Origin of the sequence: Dickeya chrysanthemi NCPPB 402 (genome assembly GCF_000406105.1) — a bacterium.
GTDB lineage: Bacteria > Pseudomonadota > Gammaproteobacteria > Enterobacterales > Enterobacteriaceae > Dickeya > Dickeya chrysanthemi.
The window spans coordinates 4219993-4246278 of record NZ_CM001974.1 but is presented as its reverse complement, the minus strand read 5'-3'; the positions used below and the strand labels follow the sequence as shown (position 1 = coordinate 4246278).

Annotated in this window: 21 protein-coding genes and 1 other RNA gene; 13 read left to right on the top strand and 9 right to left on the bottom strand. The window is 54.7% G+C overall.

Annotation, left to right across the window (positions count from 1 at the left end):
- Positions 1-15: 15 nt before the first annotated feature.
- The 3 genes from degS to zapG form a co-directional block, all read right to left on the bottom strand.
- Entirely contained in the window at positions 16-1080 is a 1065-nt protein-coding gene (gene degS / locus DCH402_RS18750) for an outer membrane-stress sensor serine endopeptidase DegS (protein WP_040002778.1), read from the bottom strand.
- Positions 1081-1166: 86 nt separating this feature from the next.
- Complete coding sequence (gene degQ / locus DCH402_RS18745; RefSeq protein WP_040002777.1) at positions 1167-2537, bottom strand: serine endoprotease DegQ; 1371 nt, start codon at positions 2535-2537, stop codon at positions 1167-1169.
- Between the two features lie 233 nt (positions 2538-2770).
- Positions 2771-3175, bottom strand: coding sequence for a Z-ring associated protein ZapG (zapG, locus tag DCH402_RS18740; RefSeq protein ID WP_040002776.1), 405 nt, complete (start codon positions 3173-3175; stop codon positions 2771-2773).
- A 212-nt stretch (positions 3176-3387) separates the two neighbouring features.
- On the opposite strand from zapG, the gene zapE reads away from it, so the two are divergent.
- The 5 genes from zapE to sspB all read left to right on the top strand — a co-directional run bounded on the left by zapE (position 3388) and on the right by sspB (position 7093).
- A complete protein-coding gene (gene zapE / locus DCH402_RS18735) occupies positions 3388-4518 on the top strand; it encodes a cell division protein ZapE (protein ID WP_040002775.1) in 1131 nt (376 codons plus the stop codon).
- 264 nt (positions 4519-4782) lie between these two features.
- A complete protein-coding gene (rplM, locus tag DCH402_RS18730) occupies positions 4783-5211 on the top strand; it encodes a 50S ribosomal protein L13 (protein WP_012883052.1) in 429 nt (142 codons plus the stop codon).
- Positions 5212-5226: 15 nt separating this feature from the next.
- A complete protein-coding gene (gene rpsI / locus DCH402_RS18725) occupies positions 5227-5619 on the top strand; it encodes a 30S ribosomal protein S9 (RefSeq protein ID WP_012883053.1) in 393 nt (130 codons plus the stop codon).
- A gap of 324 nt (positions 5620-5943) precedes the next feature.
- On the top strand, positions 5944-6585 hold the full coding sequence (gene sspA, locus DCH402_RS18715; RefSeq protein ID WP_040002773.1) for a stringent starvation protein SspA: 642 nt from the start codon (positions 5944-5946) through the stop codon (positions 6583-6585).
- Positions 6586-6589: 4 nt separating this feature from the next.
- Positions 6590-7093, top strand: coding sequence for a ClpXP protease specificity-enhancing factor (sspB, locus tag DCH402_RS18710; protein WP_027713343.1), 504 nt, complete (start codon positions 6590-6592; stop codon positions 7091-7093).
- 95 nt (positions 7094-7188) lie between these two features.
- Here the strand turns inward: sspB and DCH402_RS18705 are convergent, their stop codons facing one another.
- Both DCH402_RS18705 and gltB read right to left on the bottom strand, forming a co-directional pair.
- Positions 7189-8607 carry a glutamate synthase small subunit gene (locus DCH402_RS18705; protein WP_040002772.1) on the bottom strand — a complete coding sequence of 473 codons (1419 nt, stop codon included), beginning with the start codon at positions 8605-8607 and terminating at the stop codon, positions 7189-7191.
- A gap of 9 nt (positions 8608-8616) precedes the next feature.
- A complete protein-coding gene (gltB, locus tag DCH402_RS18700) occupies positions 8617-13077 on the bottom strand; it encodes a glutamate synthase large subunit (protein WP_040002771.1) in 4461 nt (1486 codons plus the stop codon).
- A gap of 714 nt (positions 13078-13791) precedes the next feature.
- On the opposite strand from gltB, the gene DCH402_RS18695 reads away from it, so the two are divergent.
- From DCH402_RS18695 to DCH402_RS18675, 5 genes are all read left to right on the top strand, one after another.
- On the top strand, positions 13792-14721 hold the full coding sequence (locus DCH402_RS18695) for a TIGR01212 family radical SAM protein (protein WP_040003743.1): 930 nt from the start codon (positions 13792-13794) through the stop codon (positions 14719-14721).
- 93 nt (positions 14722-14814) lie between these two features.
- Entirely contained in the window at positions 14815-17154 is a 2340-nt protein-coding gene (gene arcB, locus DCH402_RS18690; RefSeq protein ID WP_040002770.1) for an aerobic respiration two-component sensor histidine kinase ArcB, read from the top strand.
- A gap of 236 nt (positions 17155-17390) precedes the next feature.
- Positions 17391-18044: an isoprenoid biosynthesis glyoxalase ElbB gene (gene elbB, locus DCH402_RS18685; protein ID WP_040003742.1), complete on the top strand. Its 654-nt coding sequence runs from the start codon at positions 17391-17393 to the stop codon at positions 18042-18044.
- A 38-nt stretch (positions 18045-18082) separates the two neighbouring features.
- Complete coding sequence (mtgA, locus tag DCH402_RS18680; RefSeq protein WP_040002769.1) at positions 18083-18790, top strand: monofunctional biosynthetic peptidoglycan transglycosylase; 708 nt, start codon at positions 18083-18085, stop codon at positions 18788-18790.
- A gap of 93 nt (positions 18791-18883) precedes the next feature.
- Complete coding sequence (locus DCH402_RS18675; RefSeq protein WP_040002768.1) at positions 18884-20188, top strand: alginate lyase family protein; 1305 nt, start codon at positions 18884-18886, stop codon at positions 20186-20188.
- Between the two features lie 133 nt (positions 20189-20321).
- On the opposite strand, the gene dolP is transcribed toward DCH402_RS18675, so the two are convergent.
- From dolP to DCH402_RS18655, 4 genes are read right to left on the bottom strand one after another with little or no spacing between them, the layout of a single operon-like run.
- Entirely contained in the window at positions 20322-20897 is a 576-nt protein-coding gene (dolP, locus tag DCH402_RS18670) for a division/outer membrane stress-associated lipid-binding lipoprotein (protein ID WP_027713335.1), read from the bottom strand.
- A 10-nt stretch (positions 20898-20907) separates the two neighbouring features.
- Complete coding sequence (diaA, locus tag DCH402_RS18665) at positions 20908-21498, bottom strand: DnaA initiator-associating protein DiaA (RefSeq protein ID WP_015848093.1); 591 nt, start codon at positions 21496-21498, stop codon at positions 20908-20910.
- Positions 21499-21535: 37 nt separating this feature from the next.
- Positions 21536-21892 (bottom strand): YraN family protein, encoded by a 357-nt coding sequence (locus DCH402_RS18660; protein ID WP_200864892.1) that lies wholly within the window; start codon positions 21890-21892, stop codon positions 21536-21538.
- A complete protein-coding gene (locus DCH402_RS18655; RefSeq protein WP_040002766.1) occupies positions 21889-23928 on the bottom strand; it encodes a penicillin-binding protein activator in 2040 nt (679 codons plus the stop codon). Before DCH402_RS18655 ends, DCH402_RS18660 begins: the two co-directional genes overlap by 4 nt.
- A 59-nt stretch (positions 23929-23987) precedes the next feature.
- Here DCH402_RS18655 and rsmI point away from each other — a divergent pair, with 59 nt between their 5' ends.
- The 3 genes from rsmI (at position 23988) to ygiD (ending at position 26242) form a co-directional block, all read left to right on the top strand.
- Positions 23988-24875, top strand: coding sequence for a 16S rRNA (cytidine(1402)-2'-O)-methyltransferase (rsmI, locus tag DCH402_RS18650; protein ID WP_040002765.1), 888 nt, complete (start codon positions 23988-23990; stop codon positions 24873-24875).
- A 25-nt stretch (positions 24876-24900) separates the two neighbouring features.
- Positions 24901-25279: RNase P RNA component class A (gene rnpB / locus DCH402_RS20830), an RNA gene on the top strand.
- A gap of 174 nt (positions 25280-25453) precedes the next feature.
- Positions 25454-26242 (top strand): 4,5-DOPA-extradiol-dioxygenase, encoded by a 789-nt coding sequence (ygiD, locus tag DCH402_RS18645; protein ID WP_040002763.1) that lies wholly within the window; start codon positions 25454-25456, stop codon positions 26240-26242.
- The last annotated feature ends 44 nt before the right edge of the window (positions 26243-26286 follow it).

The following is a 26286-nucleotide window of genomic DNA, read 5'->3' as shown; positions in this document are numbered from 1 at the left end:
CGTCACAGGATTAACTCAGTCGGTGGTGGGGTATTCCTGAATGGTCATATTCAGTTTTATTTCCTGATTATCCCGTAAAATAACCACTGGAATGACCGAACCAGGGCGAATTTCCGCCACCTGATCCATGGTTTCCAACACCGAGCGGGCTGGTTTGTTATTCACTTCCAACAGTAAGTCGCCTTCCTTCATCCCGGCTTTATCTGCCGGACCACCGTCGTCTACCTTACTGACGACGATACCCTGCAACCGTTCCAGACCAATCACCTGATTGCCCAACTGTTCACGCTGGGCGCCACGGATGCCGATATAACCGCGAATTACCCGACCATCACGGATCAACTTATTCATGATCTTGGTTGCCAGTGCAGTGGGTATGGCAAAACCGAGGCCTTCCGGTGTGCCGCCATCATCGCTTTTGTCAAATGACAATGTATTGATGCCGACCAGTTCGCCCTGTGTGTTAATCAGCGCTCCGCCGGAGTTACCGCGATTAATGGACGCATCGGTTTGCAGAAAATTCTGTCGACCGGATGGCGTTAGCCCGACCCGACCGGTCGCGCTGATAATCCCTTGCGTCACCGTCTGGCCGAGGTTGTAGGGGTTACCGATAGCCATCACGACGTCGCCGACATGAAATACCCGTTTGGGATTGATGGGAATTTCCGGCAGATTGGCACCTTCAATTTTCAGTACCGCCAAATCCGTCAGGCTGTCTGAGCCTACCAGCAGAGCTTCGAACATACGGCCATCCTGCAGTGTAACCACAATTCGCTCAGCATTACTGATCACATGCTTGTTGGTCAGGATGTACCCTTTATTGTTCATGATCACGCCAGAACCCAGCGTGCGGACGTTCATTTCGCTTTGGGTTCTCGGATCGTTGGCCTGATTGTATACGTTCACCACGGCGGGTGCAGCACGGCGGACTCCCTGATAGTAACTGACCGGATTTTCCTGGCTACTGTCGCTGCTGGGTTTGAACCAGCCCTGGCTGGAGCGCAGTGTCGGGATGGTTAGTAACAGGATGCCAGCCACGATGACACCGAATAGCGCCGAACGTAACAGTTTGGTTAGCATGAGCGTTTGGGTGTGAAAGAAGGTTGAATCGCAGAATATCAGAGAAGAATGGACGCCGCATCGCGCGGCGTCCACTTTTTCATAGCTTAACGCAGCAGAAGATAGATACTCTCATCGCCGCGAACAATGTTCAGGGCCAATACCGAGGGTTTGGCTTCCAGAATTTTGCGCAACTGAGTGATGTTTTCTACGCGTTCACGGTTCACGCCGACGATAATGTCGCCTTTTTGCAGGCCGACTTTAGCAGCTGCGCTATCTTTGCCCACATTGTCGATCACCACGCCTTTACTGCCGTCTTTCAACTGACCGTTGTTAAGGGTGGCGCCCTGCAAAGCTGGGGACAAGGTGTCTGCGTTTGTCGTGACGTTGGCGCTATTGTCCAGTACCACCGCAACTTCTTGTTGTTTCCCGTCACGTAGCAGGCCGATGCGCACGGTTTTACCCGGTGCGGTGGTGCCGACTTTGGCGCGTAACTCGGCAAAGCTATTAATGGGCTTGCCATCCAGAGAAACCAACACATCGCCAGCTTTAATGCCTGCTTTGGCAGCCGCTGATTTCGGAATCACCTCGCTGACGAAAGCGCCTCGCTGGGCCTCAACCTTGAAGGCTTTTGCGATTTCAGAGGTCATCTCGCTGCCTTTGATACCCAGCAGGCCGCGTTTCACTTCACCGAATTCCACTAACTGTTGCGCCAAATTCTGCGCCATGTTGCTTGGAATGGCGAAGCCGATGCCCACGTTGCCGCCGCTTGGCGCCAGAATTGCGGTATTAATGCCGATCAATTCGCCCCGCAGGTTAACCAACGCTCCGCCGGAGTTACCGCGGTTGATGGAAGCATCGGTCTGGATGAAGTTTTCCAATCCTTCCAGATTCAACCCGCTACGACCCAACGCAGAAATGATGCCGGACGTTGCCGTTTGGCCGAGTCCGAATGGGTTGCCGACGGCAACCGCGAAGTCACCGACGCGCAGCTGATCGGAATCAGCCAGTTTGATTTCGGTGAGGTTCCTGGCGTCGCTTAACTGCAACAGGGCGATATCGGTCTGCTCATCGCGGCCGATCAGCTTGGCATCATATTCACGACCGTCATTCAACTGCACCTGGATTTTATCTGCGTTGTTGACGACGTGGTTATTGGTCAACACATAGCCTTTTTCGGCATTGATGATGACGCCGGAACCCAGTCCTTCAAACGGGCGAGCATTCTGTTTTTCGGATGGGGTGTTAGGGCCGAAGAAGAATTTAAACTCTTCCGGGATGCGCTGGCGCTGCACCTGTGTACCTTCCACATGCACGCTCACGACGGCGGGCAGTACTTTTTCCAGCATCGGCGCCAGGCTGGGTAGTGCCTGACCTTCTACGACGGCAGGCAACGCGGCGTTGGCTGAAGGCAGTGAAGATAACGACAGTCCAATACCGAGTGCCAGTGCGCTATATAACAACGATGTTTTTTTCATTGATTGTTAACTCTCTCACGACCTGCCTATGAATAAAACGATGATATATAAACTCAAACTTGCGGTGAATACTCAGACCCGGAGCAGTGTGTAAAGTTCGCTGATATTTCGTCAGCAGAATGTAACGACTCAGCGATCAGAGGAGGTCGGTGTGGCCGATAAGGATAAACCCTGACGACAAACGGTATGCCGTCAGGGTGAGTGATATCGGCAAGATCAGCAAAGATAGCCGGTTATTTGCCCGTCGGGCGTGTGCCGCGCAGCAGGCCGGACGCGCTGCCGGAGTAATCGCGAGGCGGCATATCCACCGGCGACTGATCATTGTCTGATTCAGCTTCGGTCAGGCGGTAGCGGAAAGGATTATCCTGTATGGGTACATCCGGCAGCAGGCTATTGGAGCTTTTCGCCATATGTTGGTAAAGCTGACGGTAATCGCGCGCCATATTGTCGAGCAATTCCGCACTATGAGCAAAATGGCTGACTAATTCCTGACGGTATTCTTCCAGTTCGGTTTTATTTTTCTCCAGTTCGTTTTGCAGTACCTGCTGCTGGCGCAGTTTACGGTTGCCGAACCGCATCGCGACAGCGCCAATGATGACACCGATAACAAATCCAATCAGCGCAGACTCCCAGGTCATAAAACGACTCCTATTTTGACTTCGTTGTCCCGTAGGGTTTTTTCACTTAATAATAGTCACTATAACCGCTAACCTCGCTGGAGTGGAGCCCTTGTATATCTGGTCTGATCGGGTACGTGGGCGCTGCGAAGCGGTAACGCCCACGATCACGGGCTGAACCGGCGTTAACGCACGATAAAATACAACGAAATTTTTCTCAGGGATTTTGTGCTATGCAGAGAACAACCCCTTTGGCACTTTACCAGCAGGCTTTGGCAGCTCAAACCTATCAGCCGGATGAAGTGCAGCATCAGACGGTTGTCCGTTTGAACGCCATTCATCAAACACTGGCGGAGCAGGTGTGGGGACCATCGGAGAGCCGTGCACCGGGACTAATGTCGAAATGGCGCAGTTGGCTCGGGCAAAAGGAAACATCGCCGACGCCGGTGCAAGGGCTGTACATGTGGGGTGGTGTGGGGCGGGGTAAAACCTGGCTGATGGACCTGTTTTTCCATAGCCTGCCTTCGGAGCGGAAACTTCGGCTGCATTTCCACCGTTTTATGCTGCGGGTGCATGAAGAGCTGAACCAGTTGCAAGGTCAGGAAAACCCGTTGGAAAAGGTGGCGGACGGCTTTAAAGCGCAGACCGATATTCTGTGTTTCGACGAGTTTTTCGTCTCGGATATTACCGACGCGATGTTATTGGCGGAGTTACTGCGGGCGTTGTTCTCGCGGGGGATCTCGCTGGTGGCGACGTCGAATATTCCACCGGACGAGCTGTATCGAAACGGGTTGCAGCGCGCGCGTTTCCTGCCTGCCATTGATTTGATCAAACGTTACTGCGATGTGCTGAACGTGGATGCCGGCATTGATTACCGGTTACGTACCCTGACCCAGGCTCATCTGTACCTTACGCCTATCAATGACGAGACAGAGGCTGAAATGCAGGCGATGTTTCGTCGTCTATCTGGGCGAGATGGTAGCCAGCCAGGCCCGGTGCTGGAGGTTAATCATCGTCCGCTGGCGACGCTGAGCGCTGGCGACGGAGTACTGGCGGTGGATTTTTCCACACTGTGCTTTGAAGCCCGCAGCCAGAATGATTACATCGCGTTATCGCGGTTATATCACACCGTATTGTTGCATCATGTGCCGGTGATGGAGGTAAAAGATGAGAACGCGGCGCGTCGTTTTCTGGCGCTGGTGGATGAATTCTATGAGCGCCGGGTGAAGTTGATTATCTCTGCGCAGGCGCCGATGTTTGATATTTATCAAGGGGAGCGCCTGAAGTTCGAGTATCAACGGTGCCTGTCGCGTTTACAGGAGATGCAAAGCGAAGAGTACCTACGCCAGCCGCATTTGCCATAGTCGATACCGCATTGTCTCCAGCGATAACGTAATGTTTGCACATCAGGAAATTGTTAGAGAAAAAAGTCGACCTTTGATATCGACTTCTCTATAATCTTGCGACCCCACGTTACAACAAAGTTTTTTCCCGAAACTTTAATCGTGCTGGCAATAGCTATTCGAAGGGGTAGGTTTGCTGGACTAGATAGCCGTGTGAACCTCAACACTATTTATTGAAGCGTTTGGGTGTTCACCAACGTGTAACTTAAATTGGGTAAGCTTTTAATGAAAACTTTTACAGCTAAACCAGAAACCGTAAAACGCGACTGGTACGTTGTTGATGCGAGCGGCAAAACTCTTGGCCGTCTGGCTACTGAACTGGCTCGTCGTCTGCGCGGTAAGCACAAAGCGGAATACACTCCGCACGTTGATACCGGTGACTACATCATCGTTCTGAACGCAGAAAAAGTTGCTGTAACCGGCAATAAACGTTCCGACAAGATGTACTACCATCACACCGGCCACATCGGTGGTATCAAAGAAGCGACCTTTGAAGAGATGATTGCCCGCCGTCCTGAGCGCGTAATTGAAATCGCGGTTAAAGGCATGCTGCCGAAGGGCCCGCTGGGTCGTGCTATGTACCGTAAACTGAAAGTTTACGCGGGTAACGAGCACAATCACGCGGCACAGCAACCGCAAGTTCTGGACATTTAATCGGGATTACAGGCAATGGCTGAAAATCAATACTACGGCACTGGTCGCCGCAAAAGCTCCGCCGCTCGCGTATTCATCAAACCGGGCAGTGGCAACATCGTTATCAACCAGCGTACTCTGGAACAGTACTTTGGCCGCGAAACCGCGCGCATGGTCGTTCGCCAGCCGCTGGAACTGGTCGATATGGTTGGTAAACTGGATCTGTACATCACCGTTAAAGGTGGTGGTATTTCCGGTCAGGCAGGTGCGATCCGTCATGGTATCACCCGCGCTCTGATGGAATACGACGAATCTCTGCGCTCCGAACTGCGTAAAGCCGGCTTCGTTACTCGTGACGCTCGCCAGGTTGAACGTAAAAAAGTGGGTCTGCGCAAAGCACGTCGTCGTCCGCAGTACTCCAAACGTTAATTTCTGGCTGCTTCCTGCCGCGAAATCAACGCAGAAAAGCCCGGTGCACGTCACCGGGTTTTTTTTCGTCCTCACTCCATTGATGGAAAAATCTGCTTTGATTACTGTAGGTTAGTCATGAAAACACGCTTATCCCCCCACAAAACAAACAGAATCTGATACACTATTGGCCGGTTTTGTGCCTGTTCGCCAGCAAGTGATTTTAACAGAACGACGGATGTCGTCCGCTTTCTCCCCCTACGGGGAAGCCCAAACGCGGCAAGGCCAGCAGGATCATATTCGATCGGTTGTTCGCCGTATTTTTTCGATAACTTGGAGGTTTTCATGGCTGTCGCTGCCAACAAACGTTCGGTGATGACGCTGTTTTCTGGTCCGTCCGACATTTTTAGCCATCAGGTCCGCATTGTACTGGCCGAGAAAGGGGTAAGTGTCGAGATTGAACAGGTGGACATGGATAATCTGCCGCAGGATCTTATCGATCTCAACCCTTACGGTTCCGTGCCCACATTGGTTGACCGTGAGCTGACGTTGTATGAATCACGTATCATCATGGAATATCTGGATGAGCGTTTCCCTCACCCGCCGTTGATGCCGGTTTACCCGGTGGCGCGAGGAAACAGCCGTCTGATGATGCATCGGATCGAACAGGACTGGTATTCGTTGATGAAAACCATCGTCAATGGTAATGCTCAGGATGCGGAAGCCGCCCGTAAGCAATTGCGTGAAGAGCTGCTGGCGATCGCCCCGGTTTTCAACGAAGCGCCTTATTTTATGAGCGAAGAATTCAGTCTGGTGGATTGCTATCTGGCACCGCTGCTGTGGCGCCTGCCGTTGCTGGGCGTTGAATTGAGTGGTTCCGGCGCCAAAGAGCTGAAAGGTTATATGACCCGCGTATTCGAACGTGATGCCTTCCTGGCTTCTCTGACAGAAGCTGAGCGCGAAATTCGGTTGCAATCCAGAGGGTAATGGCATGACGTTGTCTCAGCTCTCTCCGCGCCGTCCGTATTTACTGCGGGCCTTTTATGACTGGTTGCTGGACAATCAGCTAACGCCGCATCTGGTTGTGGATGTTACTGTTCCCGGCGTACAGGTGCCGATGGAGTTTGCCCGCGATGGGCAGATTGTCCTGAATATTGCGCCCCGTGCGGTGGGAAATCTTGAACTGGCTGATGACAGCGTACGCTTCGACGCGCGTTTTGGCGGGGTTCCTCGTCAGGTGTTCGTCCCGATGGCATCGGTGATGGCGATATATGCTCGTGAAAACGGTGCGGGTACGATGTTTGAGCCGGAGCCGGCTTACGAAATCGTCGAAGAGTTCGGCGAACAGCCTCATCCCGAGGATGAATCCAAACCGACGTTAATGTCGGTAGTGGACAATGAACCTTCTTCCTCTTCCTCGCAGAACGATCAGCCGGATGATGAACCGCCGCAGCCACCGAGAGGCGGCAGACCTTCCCTGAGAGTGGTCAAATAATTACTACGGATAAAAAGGCATGTCACAGTGCCTTTTTTATTGCCTGTAAGAAAAGTCAAAGGCGGCCGCAGCCGCCTTTAAGGTATCAGAAGGGATTACACTTCCAGATAGTTCATGATGCCGTCAGCCGCTTTACGGCCCTCGGCGATCGCTGTGACCACCAAATCCGAGCCGCGTACCGCGTCGCCGCCGGCAAAGATTTTCGGGTTGGAGGTCTGGAATGCGCTGTTGCTCTGTTCCGGGGCGATGATACGGCCCTGAGCGTCCAGTTCCACGCCATGTTCAGCCATCCAGGCCATCTTATGCGGACGGAAACCGAACGCCATGATGACCGCATCGGCTTCCAGCACATGCTCGGAGCCTTCCACCGGTTCCGGCCGACGACGACCGTTGGCATCCGGCGCGCCCAGTTCAGTGCGAATCATACGTACGCCGCACACTTTACCGGCGCCGTTGATTTCAATGCTGAGCGGCTGGAGGTTAAAGCGAAACTCTACGCCTTCCTCGCGCGCATTCTTCACTTCACGCCTGGAGCCCGGCATGTTCTCTTCGTCACGACGGTAGGCACAAATAACGTGCGTCGCTCCCTGACGAATCGAGGTACGCACGCAGTCCATCGCGGTATCGCCGCCGCCCAGCACCACGACACGCTTGCCCTGCATCGAGGTATAGGGTTCCTGCTCGCTGGTTTCGAAGCCCATCAGGTGCTTGGTGTTGGCAATCAGGAACGGCAACGCATCGTATACGCCTGGAGCATCTTCGTTTTCCAACCCGCCGCTCATCGACTGATAAGTGCCGACGCCCAGGAATACGGCGTCATACTCTGCCAGCAGATCGCTCAACTGAATGTCTTTACCGACCTCAGTGTTAAGATGGAACTCGATCCCCATCTCCGTGAAGATTTCACGGCGCTTGGTCATCACCTCTTTTTCCAGCTTGAACGCAGGGATACCGAAAGTCAGCAAACCGCCGATTTCCGGATGACGGTCATAGACCACCGCTTTCACGCCGTTACGGGTCAGCACGTCGGCACAGGCCAGGCCGGCAGGGCCGGCACCGATAATAGCCACGCGCTTGCCGGTCGGTTGCACTGACGACACATCCGGGCGCCAGCCCATCTCGATCGCCTTATCGTTGATGTAGCGCTCGATGTTGCCGATAGTCACCGCGCCAAACTCATCATTCAGCGTGCAGGAGCCTTCGCACAGGCGATCCTGCGGGCAGACGCGACCGCACACTTCCGGCAGGCTATTGGTTTGGTGAGACAATTCCGCCGCTTCGATGATCCGGCCCTCGTTGGCCAGCTTCAGCCAGTTCGGGATGTAGTTGTGGACCGGACATTTCCATTCACAGTAAGGGTTACCGCAGGCGAGGCAGCGATCTGCCTGCGCTTTGGACTGGCTTTCCGAGAACGGCTCGTAAATTTCAACAAACTCGATTTTACGAATCTTCAGCGGTTTCTTGGGCGGATCAACGCGCTGTAAGTCGATAAACTGATAAACATTCTGACTCATGATGACCTCTTACTGCGCCTGAACCCGCAGCTCCGCTGCGGAACGACTACGATGACCCAACAACGCCTTCACATCACTTGATTTCGGCTTGACCAGCGCAAATTTCGATGCCCAGACCGGCCAGTTGGCGAGAATTTCCTCACCACGCTGCGAACCCGTGTGCTGGACGTGCTCGGTAATCAGCCCACGCAGGTGTTCTTCGTGAATCGCCAGGTTTTCTACATCCAGTACTTCAACCAGTTCCGGGTTGACGCGCTTACGGAATTCGCCGTCTTCATCCAGAACGTAGGCGAAGCCGCCGGTCATGCCTGCGCCGAAGTTGACGCCGGTACGACCCAGGATGCAGACGATACCGCCGGTCATGTATTCGCAACCGTTATCGCCGATACCTTCCACCACGGTAATGGCACCGGAATTTCGTACCCCGAAACGCTCGCCGGCACGGCCTGCGGCGAACAACTTACCGCCGGTTGCGCCGTACAGGCAGGTGTTGCCGATGATGCTGGCCTCGTGGCTACGGAAGGCTGAGCCCACCGGCGGACGCACGGAGATGACGCCGCCAGCCATGCCTTTTCCCACATAGTCGTTGGCATCGCCGGTCAGGGTCAGCTCCACGCCGCCTGCGTTCCACACGCCGAAGCTCTGGCCTGCGGTACCGGTGAAGTGCACCTTGATCGGATCGCTCGCCAGCCCTTGATCGCCATGTTTCGCTGCGATCATGCCGGACAAGGTCGCGCCGACGGAACGATCGGTATTGCGGATATCGAAGTAGAGCGCTTTGCTTTGTCTGGCATCGACATGCGCCTGAGCCTGGGCGATCAGCTCTTTGTTCAGCAGCCCTTTGTCAAACGACGGGTTACCTTCGGTACAGTACAGCGCTTTACCGGGTTGCGGTACAACGGTGTGCAGCAACGGAGATAGATCCAGTTTGTTCTGCTTGGCGGTGATGCCATCCAGTTCGACCAGCAGATCGGTACGGCCGATCAAGTCGACCAGACGACTGATACCCAGCTCCGCCATCAACTCGCGGGTTTCGCGGGCGATGAAGGTGAAATAGTTAACCACACGTTCCGGCAGGCCGTGGTAGTGATCGCGGCGCAGTTTGTCATCCTGCGTTGCCACGCCGGTGGCGCAGTTGTTCAGGTGACAGATACGCAGATATTTACATCCCAGCGCTACCATCGGACCGGTACCGAAGCCAAAGCTTTCCGCACCCAGAATCGCAGCTTTCACGATGTCCAGACCGGTTTTCAGGCCGCCGTCCACCTGCAAACGAATCTTGTGACGCAGACCGTTGGCGACCAGCGCCTGCTGGGTTTCCACCAGCCCCAGTTCCCACGGGCAACCGGCGTATTTAACCGACGTCAGCGGGCTGGCGCCGGTACCACCGTCATAGCCAGCGATGGTAATCAGGTCGGCATAGGCTTTTGCCACGCCGGTAGCGATGGTGCCGACACCTGGTTCAGACACCAGTTTCACCGAGATCATCGCCTTCGGGTTGACCTGTTTCAGGTCGAAAATCAACTGCGCCAGATCTTCGATGGAATAAATATCATGGTGCGGCGGCGGTGAAATCAGGGTCACGCCCGGCACGGAATAACGCAGACGTGCGATATACGGCGTGACTTTATCGCCTGGCAACTGGCCGCCTTCACCCGGCTTGGCACCTTGCGCCACCTTGATTTGGATGACGTCGGCATTGACCAGATAAGCCGGGGTAACGCCAAAGCGACCGGACGCCACCTGCTTGATGCGGGACACTTTATTGGTGCCGTAACGTGCCGGGTCTTCGCCGCCTTCACCGGAGTTGGAGAAGCCGCCCAGGCTGTTCATGGCTTCCGCCAGCGATTCATGCGCTTCGGGGCTCAACGCACCGATAGACATGGCGGCGGTGTCGAAGCGTTTGAACAGCTCTGAATCCGGTTCGACTTGCTCCAGCGGGATGGCTGCGCCTTCCTGAGGCTGTACCGCCAGCAGGTCACGCAACATGGATGCCGGACGCTCGTTCACCAGTTTGGCGTATTGCTGGTAATCCTGATAATCACCGCTGTGTACCGCGGTTTGCAGTGTTTTCACCACATCAGGGTTGTAGGCGTGGTATTCACCGCCATAGACGAATTTGAGCAGACCGCCCTGATCGAGTTTCTGACGCTTGAGCCAGGCGCGTTTGGACAGATTTTGCAGATCCTGTTCAAAGTCGCTGAAGCTGGCGCCGCCGATGCGGCTCACCACGCCCTGGAAGCAGCGGGACGCAACGTCCTGATGCAGGCCGACCGCTTCGAACAGTTTCGAACAGCGGTAGGAGGCGATGGTGGAGATCCCCATCTTGGACATGATCTTGTACAGACCTTTGTTGATGCCGTTACGGTAATTCTGCATCACGGTGCGGTACGGTTTTTCGATGGTGTGGTTATCCACCAGGCGCGCCAGCGTTTCATAAGCCAGGTACGGGTAAACCGCGGTGGCGCCGAAGCCGAGCAGTACGGCAAAGTGGTGCGGATCGCGTGCGCTGCCGGTTTCAACGATGATGTTGGCGTCACAACGCAGGCTCTTTTCCACCAGCCGCGCCTGAATCGCGCCTACCGCCATCGGTGCCGGCACCGGCAGGCGATCCTGCGCGATACCGCGGTCGGTCAGCACCAGCAGTACCGCGCCGGCACGTACTTTATATTCCGCTTCGTCGCACAATTTCTCGATGGTTTCTTGTAACGAACGTTGTTTGGGATCGAAGGTAATATCGATCTTCTCTGCGCGGTAATGCTCCGGATCCTGATTGATCAACTGAATGAAGTCGGAGTAGAGCAGGATCGGCGATTTGAAGCTCAGGCGGTGAGCCTGTCCTTCTGCTTCGCAGAAGACGTTCATTTCGCGACCGATACAGGTAGCGAGCGACATCACGTGCGATTCACGCAGCGGGTCGATCGGCGGGTTGGTTACCTGTGCGAACTGCTGACGGAAATAGTCGTAAATGATGCGCGGACGGCTCGACAGCACGGCGAATGGGGTGTCGTCGCCCATGGAGCCGGTGGCTTCCTGGCCGTTTTCACCCAACACACGGATAATCTGATCCAGTTCTTCAAAGCTGTAACCGAACTGCTTCTGGTAGCTTTCCAGCAGCGCGTCGTCCAGTTCGCGGTTGCCGACCTGATCATCCGGCAGTTCTTCGAACGGCACCAGACGCTTAACGTTTTTCTCCATCCACTCTTTGTACGGATGGCGGCTTTTCAGGTCATCGTCGGTTTCAGTCGAATGCAGAATACGGCCGGTACGGGTGTCGATCACCATCAGTTCACCCGGGCCGACGCGGCCTTTTTCCACCACTTCATCAGGCTGATAATCCCAGATACCCACTTCGGATGCACAGGTGATCAGCTTATCCTTGGTGATGACGTAGCGCGCCGGACGCAGACCGTTACGGTCGAGGTTACAGGCCGCGTAGCGCCCATCGGACAGCACCAGACCGGCCGGGCCGTCCCACGGCTCCATATGCATGGAGTTAAAGTCGAAGAAGGCGCGCAGCTCCGGGTCCATGTTCGGGTTGTTCTGCCAGGCCGGCGGCACCAGCAGACGCATGGCGCGCACGATGTCCATCCCGCCAGCCAGAAACAGTTCCAGCATGTTGTCCAGCGACATGGAGTCTGAACCGCTTTCGTCAACGAATGGCGCGGCATCCAGCAGATCAGGAATCAGCGGCGTTTTAAATTTGTAGGCGCGAGCGCGAGCCCATTGGCGGTTACCCGTAATGGTGTTGATTTCGCCGTTGTGCGCCAGATAGCGGAATGGCTGCGCCAGACGCCAGCGCGGCACGGTGTTGGTAGAGAAACGTTGGTGGAACAGGCAGATGGCCGATTCCAGACGCAGATCCGCCAAATCCAGATAAAACCGCGGCAGGTCCGCGGGCATGCACAGACCTTTGTAGATATTCACCAGATTGGAGAGGCTGCACACATAGAAATCTTTATCCTGCACGCGCTTTTCGATACGGCGGCGCGCCATAAACAGGCGGCGTTCCATATCACGCGGGCGCCAGCCGGCCGGGGCGTTAACGAAAATCTGTTCGATGCGCGGCAGGGAAGAGAGGGCGATTTCACCCAGTACGTCCGGATTGGTCGGCACTTCACGCCAGCCCAGTACGGATAGGGTTTCATTCTGCAGTTCTTCTTCCACAATTCGGCGAGTAGCCCGGGCCTTTTCTTCATCCCGGCTAAGGAACAACATGCCGACTGCGTAATTGTTGGCCAGTCGCCAGCCGTGTTCTTCGGCGACCAGGCGGAAGAAACGATCAGGTTTCTGAAGTAATAGACCGCAACCGTCGCCGGTCTTGCCATCGGCAAGAATCGCGCCACGGTGCTGCATGCGTGCCAGGGCGTGAATCGCCGTCCGCACGACTTTATGGCTCGGTTCACCTTCTATATGGGCGATCAATCCGAAACCACAGTTGTCTCTTTCATGGGATGCATCGTACAACATATCTCAGTGAACCTCCCCAGGCTCTGTATGACGTCCTCAATCGACAACCTCACTGCCAGAATGTGAGGCGTAAATTACGCTTTAACCGCGTGCTAACCGCGAGCGACCCCTTCACTGCGCCAATTTGGCATCAGTGGTGTGCGCCGCTCTCTTTATCTGGCCTCTCGTAAGGTCTCACAAGTGATGTGACTTGCTTGATGAGGGAGTCTTCTTCTTACTGCATAAATATGACGAGGCGTTAACTCGTCAGGAAAGCTTCCAGCGGATTCCCAAATTAGCGAGAAACCCTGTTCAGGTCAAATATCCATGGCGAACTGACGCTTTAGGGATAATATTTGCTTATGTTTATGAAATAAAAGGATTTAATTAATAAAAAGAAGACGTTGGCGGCAAGGGGGTATTGGTTGAACTGTGAGCTGTATCACTATGTCGATAGCGGGTTTTTATGGCTGCATGCTGAGATAATTATACTTTGTGGCATCTTATTCTGTTTAGTGTGCATTTTTTACTTTATGACACTGTTTTCATTCTGCGGTCATCTTTTAATGGAATGAGCCTCGCAGATAAGAAAAATTAATCAGGAATGATGTGATTTTATTTTCAATAAAAACGAATAAACATGCAGCTGCATAAACCGGAGCGTATTGATCGGGGTCATCGCCGTTAATAGGCGGTAAAGGTAGGCTGATTTTTTGTGAAATGAAGAATCAGAATATGCAATTGCAAAAATTAATCAATATGTTTGGTGGTGATCTTCAGCGTCGTTATGGGGAAAAAATCCATAAATTGACGCTGCACGGCGGATTTAGCTGCCCAAATCGCGACGGTACGCTGGGGCGAGGCGGTTGCACGTTCTGTAACGTGGCGTCGTTCGCGGACGAGCAAATGCAGCAGCGCGGCATCGCCGAGCAACTCGCGGCGCAAGCGGGTAAAGTGAATCGCGCAAGCCGTTATCTGGCCTATTTTCAGGCTTATACCAGCACTTACGCCGAAGTGCAGGTGCTGGCGTCGATGTACCGGCAGGCGCTGGCGCAGGCCGATATGGTCGGACTGTGCGTCGGCACCCGACCGGACTGCGTGCCGGATACGGTGTTGGACCTGCTGGCGGACTATCATGAGCAAGGCTATGAAGTCTGGCTGGAACTGGGGTTGCAAAGCGCTCACGACCAGACGTTGCGGCGTATCAATCGCGGGCATGATTTCGCCTGTTACCGGCGGACGGCGCGGCGGGCGCGCGCCCGAGGGCTTAAAGTGTGCAGCCACTTGATTGTCGGCCTGCCCGGCGAAAGCGACGAACATTGTTTGTCGACGTTGCAGCAGGTTGTTGAGGCCGGCGTAGACGGCGTCAAGCTGCATCCATTGCATATCGTGACCGGTAGCGTCATGGCGAAAGCATGGCAGGCAGGCCGATTGGCGGCGCTGCAACTGGCAGATTATGTATCGATTGCCGGAGAGATGATTCGCCACACCCCACCCGAGATTATCTACCACCGTATTTCCGCCAGCGCCCGCCGCCCGACGCTGCTGGCGCCATTGTGGTGCGAAAACCGCTGGACCGGCATGGTCGGCATCCATGATTACCTGCAACAGCACGGGGCGCAGGGTTCCGCGCTGGGGCTGCCGTTTCATTATCCGACAAACTAACCCCCGCGACGGCTCGCAAATCGACTGCTCATTTACCACGCACATGATTTTTTTACGGTATGATTTGCGGGTTGACGACTAAGGAACACTGTTATGAGGCAAATCAGGCTGTTGGCGCAGTACTACGTTGATTTAATGGTCAAACTGGGGCTGGTTCGTTTTTCCCTGCTATTGGCGTCGGCGCTGGTCTTGTTGGCGCTGGTGGTGCAGATGGCGGTGACGCTGTTGCTCAGCGGCAAGGTGGAAAATATCGACGTAGTACGTTCTATCTTCTTCGGGCTACTGATCACGCCCTGGGCGGTTTACTTCCTGTCCGTGGTGGTGGAACAACTCGAAGAGTCGCGGCAGCGGCTGTCCCGGCTGGTGGCTAAGCTGGAGGAGATGCGTCAGCGCGACCAGGAGCTAAACGAACAGCTACAAGGCAATATTGGCCAACTGAATCAGGAAATCAGCGATCGCATCAAGGCGGAAGAGGCCCGATTGCTGATGGTTTCGAAGCTGCGTGAAGAAATGGCGCGCCGCGAACAGGCGCAGGTTGAGCTGGAACAGCAATCGGCCCTGCTGCGTTCTTTTCTTGATGCTTCGCCGGATCTGGTCTATTACCGCAATGAAAATAAAGAGTTTTCCGGTTGTAACCGGGCAATGGAACTGTTGCTTGGCAAAAGCCAGAAGCAATTGATCGGTCTGACGCCGAAAGATGTTTATCCACCGGATGTCGCAGAAAAAGTCATGGAAACGGATGAGAAAGTGTTTCGTCACAACGTTTCGTTGACCTATGAACAGTGGCTGGTTTATCCGGATGGTCGCAAAGCCTGTTTTGAACTGCGCAAAGTGCCGTTTTACGACCGGATGGGTAAACGACATGGGCTGATGGGGTTTGGACGCGATATAACCGAGCGTAAGCGCTACCAGGACGCGTTGGAGAATGCCAGCAGGGAAAAGACTACCTTCATCTCTACTATCAGCCACGAGCTTCGTACGCCGCTTAATGGCATTGTCGGTCTGAGCCGCATCCTGCTCGATACGCATCTGGACGCCGAACAACAGAAATACCTGAAAACCATTCACGTCAGCGCCATTACGCTCGGCAATATTTTTAACGACATCATCGAAATGGACAAACAGGAGCGACGTAAGGTTCAACTGGACAATCAACCGGTGGACTTCGTCGGTTTTGTGGTGGACCTGGAGAATCTTGGCGGATTGCTGGCTCAGCCTAAGGGACTACAGCTTGAGATGGAGCTTCATCAGCCATTGCCGAAGACCATTATCACCGATGGCACCCGTCTTCGTCAGATTTTGTGGAACCTGCTGAGCAATGCGGTGAAATTTACCTGTGAAGGCCGTGTCGTCGTGCGTGTGTGGCATGAACAGGGCGATCGACTGCGTTTTGAGGTGGAAGATTCCGGAATGGGGATCCCGGCTGATGAGCTGGAGAAAATTTTCTCTATGTATTATCAGGTTAAAGATCAACACGGCGGCAAACCAGCCACCGGCACCGGTATCGGGCTGGCGGTGTCTAAACGCCTGGCGCAGAGCATGGGCGGCGACATTCAGGTGAGCAGCCAACTGGGCAAAGGGTCCTGCTTTACGTTGACGGTGACGGCCCCTGTAGGGCTCATTGATGAGCCCGGCGAGGACGAGCAGGAAGAACTGCCGTTGCCGGCATTGCATGTGCTGTTGGTGGAGGATATCGAGCTGAACGTGGTGGTGGCGCGTTCGGTATTGGAAAAACTGGGCAGTAGTGTCGATGTGGCGATGACCGGGCAAGCGGCGCTGGATATGTTCGATCCGGATGAGTTCGATCTGGTGCTGCTGGACATCCAATTGCCGGATATGACGGGGCTTGATGTGGCGCGCCGTTTACGCCAACGGTATGCCGGGCAGTCGATGCCGCCGTTGGTCGCCCTGACGGCGAATGTGCTCAAGGATAAAAAAGAGTATCTGGATGCCGGTATGGATGACGTGTTGAGCAAACCGCTGGCGGTGCCGGCGCTGACCGCAGTCATTCAGCAATACTGGGATCATCATGCACAACCGGAACCGGACGTTGCCGTGGTGAATACTGAATCGCTGCAGGAGCGCATACTGGATATCCCGATGCTGGAGCAGTATCTGACGTTGGTTGGGCCAAAGCTGATTCATCAGAGCCTGGCGATGTTCGAACAGATGATGCCGGGCTATCTGGCAATCCTGGATTCCAACATGACCGCCCGTGACCAGAAAGGCATCGCGGAGGAAGGGCATAAAATTAAAGGTGCGGCAGGTTCGGTTGGGCTCCGGCATCTGCAGCAGGTTGCGCAACAGATTCAGACGACGACGTTACCGGCATGGTGGGACAACGTGCAGGAGTGGATTGACGAGTTGAAACATGACTGGCGGCAGGATGTGCAGGTATTGAAAGACTGGGTTTCAGAGGCTGAAAAAAAATGACCCCGACCGAAGCCGGGGTGTGCGAATTATGCGCCAACACCAGGGAAAGTGGTACACCTGCGTTCGCTCTCAGATGTCATTGGTACGCAAGCGTTTTTGAAATCCCATCATCTGACAACACACACCATAGCAAATATGGCGCTGTTTGTTACAAGAATCATTAAAATGTGTGATGTAGATTAGTGTTTGTCAATCAAAAAATCAATTAGTTGATGTAATGAAATGAGGCATTAATGATGAAAAAAGTGGGTGTCGTGCTCAGCGGATGTGGAGTTTATGACGGTTCAGAGATTCACGAAGTTGTCTTGACTCTGCTTGCAATTGATCGTGCGGGTGCTGAGGCTGTCTGCTTTGCGCCCGACAAAGAGCAGCTACATGTCATTAATCACCTGAATGGTGAGGTTACCAGTGAGAAACGCAATGTTTTAGCGGAATCAGCGCGTATTACACGTGGCAAAATCCAACCGTTATCCCATGCTGATTCTCAACAGATTGATGCGCTGATTGTCCCCGGTGGATTTGGTGCAGCAAAAAATTTGAGTGATTTCGCCAGTCGGGGTATTGACTGTGAGGTTGATAACGAGCTGAAAATACTGGTACGCGAAATTCATAAGAAAAATAAACCAATCGGCTTTATTTGTATCGCTCCTGCTATGTTACCGAAACTACTTAATACCTCTGTGCAGCTTACAATTGGTAACGATGAGGGAACCGCAAAGGCGATAGACGCGATGGGGGGCGTACACGTTATTTGCCCGGTAGATGACATTGTCGTTGACGTTGCGCACAAGGTTGTGACGACGCCGGCCTACATGCTGGCCAACTCGATTGGCGAAGCCGCTGTCGGCATTGAGAAACTGGTTGCGCGTGTTTTGGAACTGACTGAATGAGGCCAGTCGGGCGTCTGAGAAAAGGGCTGTCAGGCGGTATGATTGCCTCTGTTCGACGTTGGGTGTTGCGTATTCTTTTTGGTGTGGTGGCGATGTGGCTGGCGTTAATCATGCTATTTGCCTTTTTGCCCGTTCCCTTTTCTGCCGTGATGCTCGACAGGCAACTGAGCGCCTGGCTAAACGGCGATTTCTCCTATGTCGCGCATTCAGATTGGGTATCGATGGATGAGATTGCCGCAGTAGCGCCATTGGCGGTCATTGCGGCGGAAGATCAGAAATTCTCCCGGCATTGGGGGTTCGATTTCGATGCGATTTCCGCAGCGATCGCTCATAACGAACAGCACGAGAACCGAATTCGTGGTGCATCAACGCTATCGCAGCAGACGGTAAAAAACCTTTTATTGTGGGATGGCCGAAGTTGGTTGCGCAAAGGCCTTGAAGCCGGTTTAACCGCCGTAGTTGAACTGGTGTGGACCAAACGTCGTATTCTGACGGTTTATTTGAATATTGCTGAATTTGGCCCCGGTATTTTTGGTATTGAAGCGGCCTCGCGTCAGTTTTTCAATAAACCGGCGAGCCGCCTGACGGCTGCAGAGGCGGCGTTGCTGGCAGCGGTATTGCCAAACCCTATCCGTTATCACGTCAGCAAACCTACCGGCTATGTTATGCGGCGTCAGCAATGGATTTTGCGCCAGATGGGGCAACTTGGCGGAGAAAGTTTCCTGAAAGTCAATCGACTCTATTAACAAACCTGATTGACGGAGGGAGATGTGCTACCCGATGGTTTCCGTTTTTTGGGGTCATATAGGAAATCATAATAGCCATAAGAGAGGTAGATCATGCGGTATGGCATAGCTTTTCTGATGATGCTGTTGCTGTGGAGTGTGATGGCGTCGGCGGGCTTATCTGCCGTGCAAAACGACAATTCTGCTTATGTATTTTTGCAGGCGGACAAACTGACGCAGGTAAAACAGCAACTGAGTAACCAGACCGCACCAGCGCAGATGCAACTCGCTTATCAGCAATTGTTGCGGGCGGCGGATCAGGCCATGAAAAAACCTGACCTGTCGGTTACTCAAAAACTTTCAACACCGCCGGGAGGCAGCCGCCACGATTATTTCAGCCTGGCGGCATACTGGTGGCCGGACCCACGGCAGCAAGACGGCTTACCCTGGATTCGGCATGACGGCAAGGTAAACCCGGCGACCAAAGAGGAAGAGACGGATGCTATCCGGCTGGCGACGTTTACCGACCGGGTATATGTGCTGACTTTGGCCTGGTATTTCTCGGAACGGCCCGAATATGCCGGTAAAGCCATTGCTATGATTCGTACCTGGTTTATGACCCCCAGTACGCGTATGAACCCAAACCTGAATTATGCGCAGGCTATCCCCGGCAGAAATGGGGGGCGGGAAGCCGGCGTTCTCGACGGACGATTTTTTGCCACTCGTCTTGTTGATGCGTTGCTTATGTTACAGCGGGCTCCAGGGTGGGGCGGGCAGGACGAGCGGCAGATGCGTCAATGGATGAGGGAATACCTGAGCTGGCTGCTGACCAGTCATAACGGCAGGCAGGAAGCGGCGGCGAAGAATAACCATGGTAGCTGGTATGCGGTGCAGGTAGCCGGTATCGCCGCTTATCTGGGCCAACCGGAAACGGTGAAGGCGATGATAGCGTTACAACGCCAGAAACTTGACCATCAACTGGCGTCTGATGGCTCTCAGCCGGAAGAGTTGGCGCGTACCCGATCGTTTCATTACAGCGGCTTCAATCTGCAAGCGGTTGGTCTGATGGCGATGGTCGCAGAGAAATATGGCGATAACTTATGGCAGTATCGGACGCCTCAGGGGGCGAGCCTATTATCGGCACTGGATTTCATGGCTCCCTATCTGGATGAATCACGCCCCTGGCCGTATAAAGCGATGACACAAGAGCGCCGGGATAGCAGCCCGCTGATACCGTTGATGCTGCAAGCCGAGCAAGCCATAGGCGTTTCCCGTTATCAGGCCGCTATTCGACAGGCGGGTTTTACACCGTTGCTGACGGGAGCGTCGTCACGGCAGGCCGATGTTGATATCCGTGTTGACGCACGACGTAGTATTTGGCTGTTATCGCCGCCGGTCGGTGGAACAGCACCGAAGTGATGAACAATCCATGAGCTATACTGCAACCTGAAGTATGACGGGGGTGTGATTAAAAGCGTGCCATCGGGAGACATCGTGCCGTTGGTGGATGTGGCGGCCAATCAATAACGGCCGCCATGAAAAGCAGGATCAATTAATCAAGATAGACGAAGGCGGTCGTCACGTGTTTGACACCCCCCACCTTGCTGGCGATTTGGGCTGCCGATGTCGCTTCCCGACGGGTGACCAGGCCCAACAGGAAGACTTCGCCGTTTTCGGTGGTCACTTTCACGTTAGATGATTTCACCGTATCGCTAGCCAGCAACTGAGAACGCACTTTGGTGGTTATCCAGGTATCCATTGAGGCGGTACCCAGTGAGATTGGCGTACCTTTGCGAATCTCGTTGTAAACTTCGGTGGTGCCTTCAACGCCCATCGCAATCTGTTTGGCCCGATTTGCCAGTTCCGTTGAGGGAGATTGGCCGGTCAGCAGGACTTTACCCTGATAGGCGGTCACGGAGATCCGTGCTTCTTTGGTTAACTGCGTGTCCTTACTCAGTGCGTTGGATACCCTAACCTCCAGCGTCCCGTCATCGACCTGAGTACCGACTGTCCTTGGATCGGTCGCGGATTTGGTTGCAACTGCCGCGCTACCAATCGCGACGGCGCCAATACAACCCTGCAGCATCAGACAGGCAGACAGCACGGCAATGCAAGAGTAGATCCTCATGGGGTGCTCCTTAATCGTTCTGGTGTGGAAAAAGTGTGTTATCAATCAAATCGCACAAACAGTTGACGGTTAGCATATGCATTTCCTGAATACGGGCGCTGCGATGCGACGGGATGCGAATCTCCACATCCTGTTGGCCTAATAAGCCGGCCAGTTCGCCACCATCGTAGCCGGTCAGGGCGACAATGGTCATATCCCGCGTAACGGCGGCTTCGACGGCTTTGACGATATCACGGCTGTTGCCGCGCGTGGATATCGCCAGCAATACATCGCCGGCCTGTCCCAGCGCCCGCACTTGCTTGGCATAGACTTCTTCATGCAAGCGATCATTGGCGATAGCGGTTAAGACCACATTATCGGCATTAAGTGCGATCGCAGGCAGACTAGGACGTTCGGTTTCAAAACGATTAATCATACTGGCGGCAAAATGCTGTGCGTTGGCGGCAGACGTACCGTTACCACAGCACAGAATTTTGTTGCCATTGAGCAGCGATTGCACCATTGCCAGAGCGGCGCGTGAAATGGCGTCAGGTAACGCTTCCGCCGCCGCAATCTGTGTTTGAATGCTTTCAGTGAAACAGACTTTAATTCTATCGAGCACGTTCTGTTAACCTGTTTTGAAGTTAAAAATCATGGCGTTAATCAGATTGTCCAAATGCATTGGGCAACCATTCCACCTGCGAGCCGGTTATGGCCAGTACGTCGAAACGACAATCCGTGGAATCAAGACTGGCACCCTGACGGGCTAACCATACCGCCGCGGCATGCAGTAACGAGCGCTGCTTTTGCCGGGTAATACTGGCTGCTGCACCGCCAAAATCGTGATTACGGCGGTAACGTACCTCAATAAATACCAGGATATCGCCATCGCGCATTATCAGGTCCAGTTCACCCCCGCGAACCGTCACGTTGGATGCGACAAAAATCAGCCCGGCGCGTTCAAGATGGCATCGGGCCAATTGTTCGTAGCGCCCGCCAGTGATGCGCCGATTCAGGAGGCTGGCACCAGTTGTCCCTGACGGAACTGCAGCCAGGTAAGTTTACGGTTGACGACGCAATCCGACGAGGCGCTGAGTATACCGGTTGCACCCGAGAGAGAACTTCCCGGTTGGTGCAATTGCGCAAAGTCGCTGGCCAGTTTCCAGGCATCCATCCCCATGGCGAACAGTCGAACCAGCGAATAGTCGTTGCGGAACTGGGTACTGACTTGCTGCATTAATGCCGGGCTGGCGCCGGTCAGTAATGGGATATCGCTAAACTGTAGTCCTTCCATTTCAAACCGGAAATCCGGCCCCAGACCTGCCTGATAACTACGTGAGCTGGCGTAGAGCGCCGGGCGCGACGCCCCCTTGTTGCGCATGTCGATCATGGGTTTGAGCAAGGCCAGTTCGTCTGGCGTTGCGATGATATAAATCGCATCCACGTTGCCGTCGCTGGTGACGGCCGCTATCGGCGGCGCCTGATTCGGTATGGTCAGGCCGCCAACCGTGGTCGAGGGCTGCGGCGCAGATGCCGCCGTGATAACCGGCTGACCATTTAACGGAATGCCCGCACCGCTGTTGATCGCTTGTTTCAGGTCATACATGCTGCCGGTGCGTTGTTGTAATACCACGCCGCCGGACTGTTGTTGCCAGGACTTGGCAAATGCCGCTACCACCCGGTCTCCCAGATTGCCGCGCGGCGCCAGAATCAGCGGGTGCTGTTTGCCCTGTTTGTGGATGAATTGTGCCGCGTCGGCTGCCTCATCTTCCGGCGATAGCGCGAAATAGCAGATATTCGGATTCGGCTGGATGTGCTCCGGTTGATTCAGCGCCAGCACATTCAGTGAAGGGTTAAGCCCCGGCAACTGTTCCACCTCGTTTTTGAGCAGCGGCCCGACGATGGTGGTAGCGCCGTCTTTCTGCGCCTGAGCAATCACATTAGCCAGTGCCTGATTCGAGGTGTCATAGACTTTCACCGGAATCGTACCGGCGGTCGCAGCCGTTAGCGTCGGCATGACGGTTGTTGTTGCTGCAGGCGTTGGCGAAACGGCGGACGGCGTGCTCAACGCTGGCGACGGTACGGCCGGCGTTCCCGGCGTCGCCGCTGCTGCGTTATTGGCTGCCTGCGCCAACTGGGCCGGCATCGCCAGCGAAGCCTGGCCGCTTCTGGCGGCGCTAAACCCTTGCTGAATAGCGTTGGCGAATGCTTGCGCCTGTCCGTTTAACGGCAACAGCAACGCGATGGCGTTACCGCCCATCGGGGCGGTTTCTCCGGTAGTCGGAGCCGCCGCCGCAGGCGGCGTACCACCTAATTGCGACGGCAGTTGTTTAGCCGCCGGGTGGCGTGGGTAACGTTTCTTCCAGTCTTCTATGGCCGCTTGCAGATCGGAGGGAACCTGCGCTTTCGTCTGCCAGAGGTTCAGCAGATCCAGCCAGCCTTGCAGGGTATTTTCGTCGACGTTGATGACCATCGAGCTGAGATCCTGCTGACTAAGGCGGGTCAGCGCAGTCCAGGTTTGATCGATATTACGCTGGTGGGCATCCCCTTGCAGCAACGGCTCAAGCCCGATATACGCACGGATCAACGTCAGCGACGTGCGATCCTGTGCGGCTTTGATTTGTGCCTGGAAGTAGCGTTCCTGCTGTTGGGGCGACAACGATTTCACGTCCAGTTGCGCCAGCATGGTGTTGGCGGCGTTCATGTCGTTCTGGGCGACCGCCAGTTCAGCGGTGAGCAGGCGTTGTTCCTGGCGCTGTTTGTCGCCAAGTTGGGACGGCAGCGTACCTAACTGGTCGCCGGCCTGAGGCAGTTTCCCCTCCTGAATCAAGGCATGAATCGCAAGTAATTGCCAGTCAGCCTTGCTATCATCACTACTTTGCTGCATCTGCTGCAGGTAGTAATCGGAGGATGCGCCGGCTTTGCCCTCTACGCGTTGCTGAGTTGCGGGACTTTGTGGGGCTTGGCTGGGGCAGCCGGCGAGAAACAGTGCCGCCAGCATGACAGGAACCAAGCGGCCTGCATGGGTACGGACAGAATTTAACGGAAGCATACTGTATCCAGTGATGTTTTAACGATGCTCAATATTAAATCGGCAAACCGGATGAAACAATGAATCAAGACCAACAAGCTCAGATTTCCGCCTCCACGCTTTACATTGTTCCCACGCCCATCGGCAATCTGGCGGATATCACGCAGCGAGCGCTGACGGTGTTGCAACAGGTTGATCTTATTGCCGCAGAAGATACCCGTCATACCGGTTTATTGTTACAACATTTCGCGATTAATGCGCGCTTGTTCGCACTCCATGACCACAATGAGCAGCAAAAGGCGGAACAATTGCTGGCACGATTGCAACAAGGCATGAGCATTGCGCTGGTGTCGGATGCCGGTACGCCGCTGATTAACGACCCCGGTTATCACTTGGTGCGCCGTTGTCGCGAAGCCGGCGTGCGCGTGGTGCCGCTGCCGGGGCCTTGTGCGGCGATTACGGCGTTGTCCGCCGCCGGCTTGCCGTCGGATCGCTTTTGCTATGAAGGGTTCCTGCCCGCCAAGACCAAAGCGCGCAAAGACACGCTGCGCGACCTGCTGGAAGAGCCGCGTACATTGATTTTCTATGAATCAACGCACCGATTGCTGGATAGCCTGCAGGATATGGTCGAGGTCTGGGGGCCGACGCGTTATGTGGTTCTGGCGCGGGAACTGACCAAAACCTGGGAGTCGTTGTACGGCGCGCCGGTAGCGGAACTGCTGGCCTGGGTACAACAGGATGACAACCGTCGCAAAGGCGAAATGGTGCTGATTGTGGAAGGGCACCAGCCTGACGAAGAGGCGCTGTCTGCGGCGGCCTTGCGTACTCTGCACCTGTTGCGGGCGGCGTTGCCGCTGAAGAAAGCGGCGGCGCTGGCGGCGGAGATCCACGGCGTGAAAAAAAATGCGCTTTACCGCTACGTGCTGGAACAAGAAAACGGTGACGGTGAATCGGAAGATGACAAGTAGGACGATTTGTCCTATCATCCGCGCCGAAGTTGACCAGACAGTCGCCGCTTCATTGCCGTCCTCCGTTAGGGGGAGACAGATGAAGGGGAGGAAAGTCCGGGCTCCATAGGGCAGGGTGCCAGGTAACGCCTGGGGGGGAAACCCACGACCAGTGCAACAGAGAGCAAACCGCCGATGGCCCACGCAAGTGGGATCAGGTAAGGGTGAAAGGGTGCGGTAAGAGCGCACCGCGCGGCTGGCAACAGTCCGTGGCACGGTAAACTCCACCCGGAGCAAGGCCAAATAGGGGTTCACATGGTACGGCCCGTACTGAACCCGGGTAGGCTGCTTGAGCCAGCGCGCGAGTTCTGGCCTAGATGAATGGCTGTCCACGACAGAACCCGGCTTATCGGTCAACTTCACTCTTTCAGAAACCCCGCCACTCGGCGGGGTTTTTTTATACCGTCAATCCGCGGTATTGGGAAACGTCAAATTTATTGACAATCATCATCATGGGAATCCGACTGTATCGATAACTCGGTAGAGGTAAAGTAATCCCCATCGGTACTTATACCTGCACGATTACTAAGGATACCTCTATGAGTTCTTCCCGGATGCCGGCACTGTTTCTCGGCCATGGTAGCCCCATGAATGCGCTGGATGAAAATGAATACACACAGGCCTGGCGTAAACTGGGCGAAACCCTGCCGCGCCCGAAAGCGATTGTCGCGGTATCCGCACATTGGTATACCCGCGGTACGGCGGTGACGGCGATGAGCAAGCCGCGCACCATTCATGATTTCGGCGGTTTCCCCCAGGCATTATTCGACACCCAGTATCCTGCGCCTGGCGCACCAGACGTGGCTAAACGGGTGCAGGAGATACTGGCGCCGGTGTCGGTATATGCGGATCATCAGGAGTGGGGATTGGATCACGGCACCTGGGGGGTACTGATTAAGGTTTATCCGCAAGCGGATATTCCGATAGTACAGCTCAGCATTGATGGCACCAAACCGCCGGCTTATCACTATGAACTGGGCCGCAAACTGGCGGCGTTGCGGAATGAAGGCATTATGATCGTCGCCAGCGGCAACGTGGTACATAACCTGCGGATGATCAAGTGGAACGGCGATGGTTCCCCCTATAGCTGGGCGACGTCGTTCAACGATTTTGTCCGTAGTCATCTCGACTGGCGGGGCGATGCGGCGGAGCATCCGTTGGTGAACTTCATGCAGCATAATGATGCCGCGTTGTCTAATCCGACGCCGGATCATTTCCTGCCGCTGTTGTACGTATTAGGTAGCTGGAATGGTCAGGAACCGGTTTGCACGCCGACGGACGGCATTGTGATGGGCTCGCTCAGCATGATGTCGGTGCAGGTGGGGTAAGGCGGGAAAAAACTTATCGCCCGTCAGGGCGATAAGCATGATTG

What these genes read in the sequence shown, in the direction of transcription:
- degS (WP_040002778.1), bottom strand. Translation starts at nt 1,080, where the DNA reads ATGCTAACCAAACTGTTACGTTCGGCGCTATTCGGTGTCATCGTGGCT.
- degQ (WP_040002777.1), bottom strand. Translation starts at nt 2,537, where the DNA reads ATGAAAAAAACATCGTTGTTATATAGCGCACTGGCACTCGGTATTGGA.
- zapG (WP_040002776.1), bottom strand. Translation starts at nt 3,175, where the DNA reads ATGACCTGGGAGTCTGCGCTGATTGGATTTGTTATCGGTGTCATCATT.
- zapE (WP_040002775.1), top strand. Translation starts at nt 3,388, where the DNA reads ATGCAGAGAACAACCCCTTTGGCACTTTACCAGCAGGCTTTGGCAGCT.
- rplM (WP_012883052.1), top strand. Translation starts at nt 4,783, where the DNA reads ATGAAAACTTTTACAGCTAAACCAGAAACCGTAAAACGCGACTGGTAC.
- rpsI (WP_012883053.1), top strand. Translation starts at nt 5,227, where the DNA reads ATGGCTGAAAATCAATACTACGGCACTGGTCGCCGCAAAAGCTCCGCC.
- sspA (WP_040002773.1), top strand. Translation starts at nt 5,944, where the DNA reads ATGGCTGTCGCTGCCAACAAACGTTCGGTGATGACGCTGTTTTCTGGT.
- sspB (WP_027713343.1), top strand. Translation starts at nt 6,590, where the DNA reads ATGACGTTGTCTCAGCTCTCTCCGCGCCGTCCGTATTTACTGCGGGCC.
- DCH402_RS18705 (WP_040002772.1), bottom strand. Translation starts at nt 8,607, where the DNA reads ATGAGTCAGAATGTTTATCAGTTTATCGACTTACAGCGCGTTGATCCG.
- gltB (WP_040002771.1), bottom strand. Translation starts at nt 13,077, where the DNA reads ATGTTGTACGATGCATCCCATGAAAGAGACAACTGTGGTTTCGGATTG.
- DCH402_RS18695 (WP_040003743.1), top strand. Translation starts at nt 13,792, where the DNA reads ATGCAATTGCAAAAATTAATCAATATGTTTGGTGGTGATCTTCAGCGT.
- arcB (WP_040002770.1), top strand. Translation starts at nt 14,815, where the DNA reads ATGAGGCAAATCAGGCTGTTGGCGCAGTACTACGTTGATTTAATGGTC.
- elbB (WP_040003742.1), top strand. Translation starts at nt 17,391, where the DNA reads ATGAAAAAAGTGGGTGTCGTGCTCAGCGGATGTGGAGTTTATGACGGT.
- mtgA (WP_040002769.1), top strand. Translation starts at nt 18,083, where the DNA reads ATGATTGCCTCTGTTCGACGTTGGGTGTTGCGTATTCTTTTTGGTGTG.
- DCH402_RS18675 (WP_040002768.1), top strand. Translation starts at nt 18,884, where the DNA reads ATGCGGTATGGCATAGCTTTTCTGATGATGCTGTTGCTGTGGAGTGTG.
- dolP (WP_027713335.1), bottom strand. Translation starts at nt 20,897, where the DNA reads ATGAGGATCTACTCTTGCATTGCCGTGCTGTCTGCCTGTCTGATGCTG.
- DCH402_RS18655 (WP_040002766.1), bottom strand. Translation starts at nt 23,928, where the DNA reads ATGCTTCCGTTAAATTCTGTCCGTACCCATGCAGGCCGCTTGGTTCCT.
- rsmI (WP_040002765.1), top strand. Translation starts at nt 23,988, where the DNA reads ATGAATCAAGACCAACAAGCTCAGATTTCCGCCTCCACGCTTTACATT.
- ygiD (WP_040002763.1), top strand. Translation starts at nt 25,454, where the DNA reads ATGAGTTCTTCCCGGATGCCGGCACTGTTTCTCGGCCATGGTAGCCCC.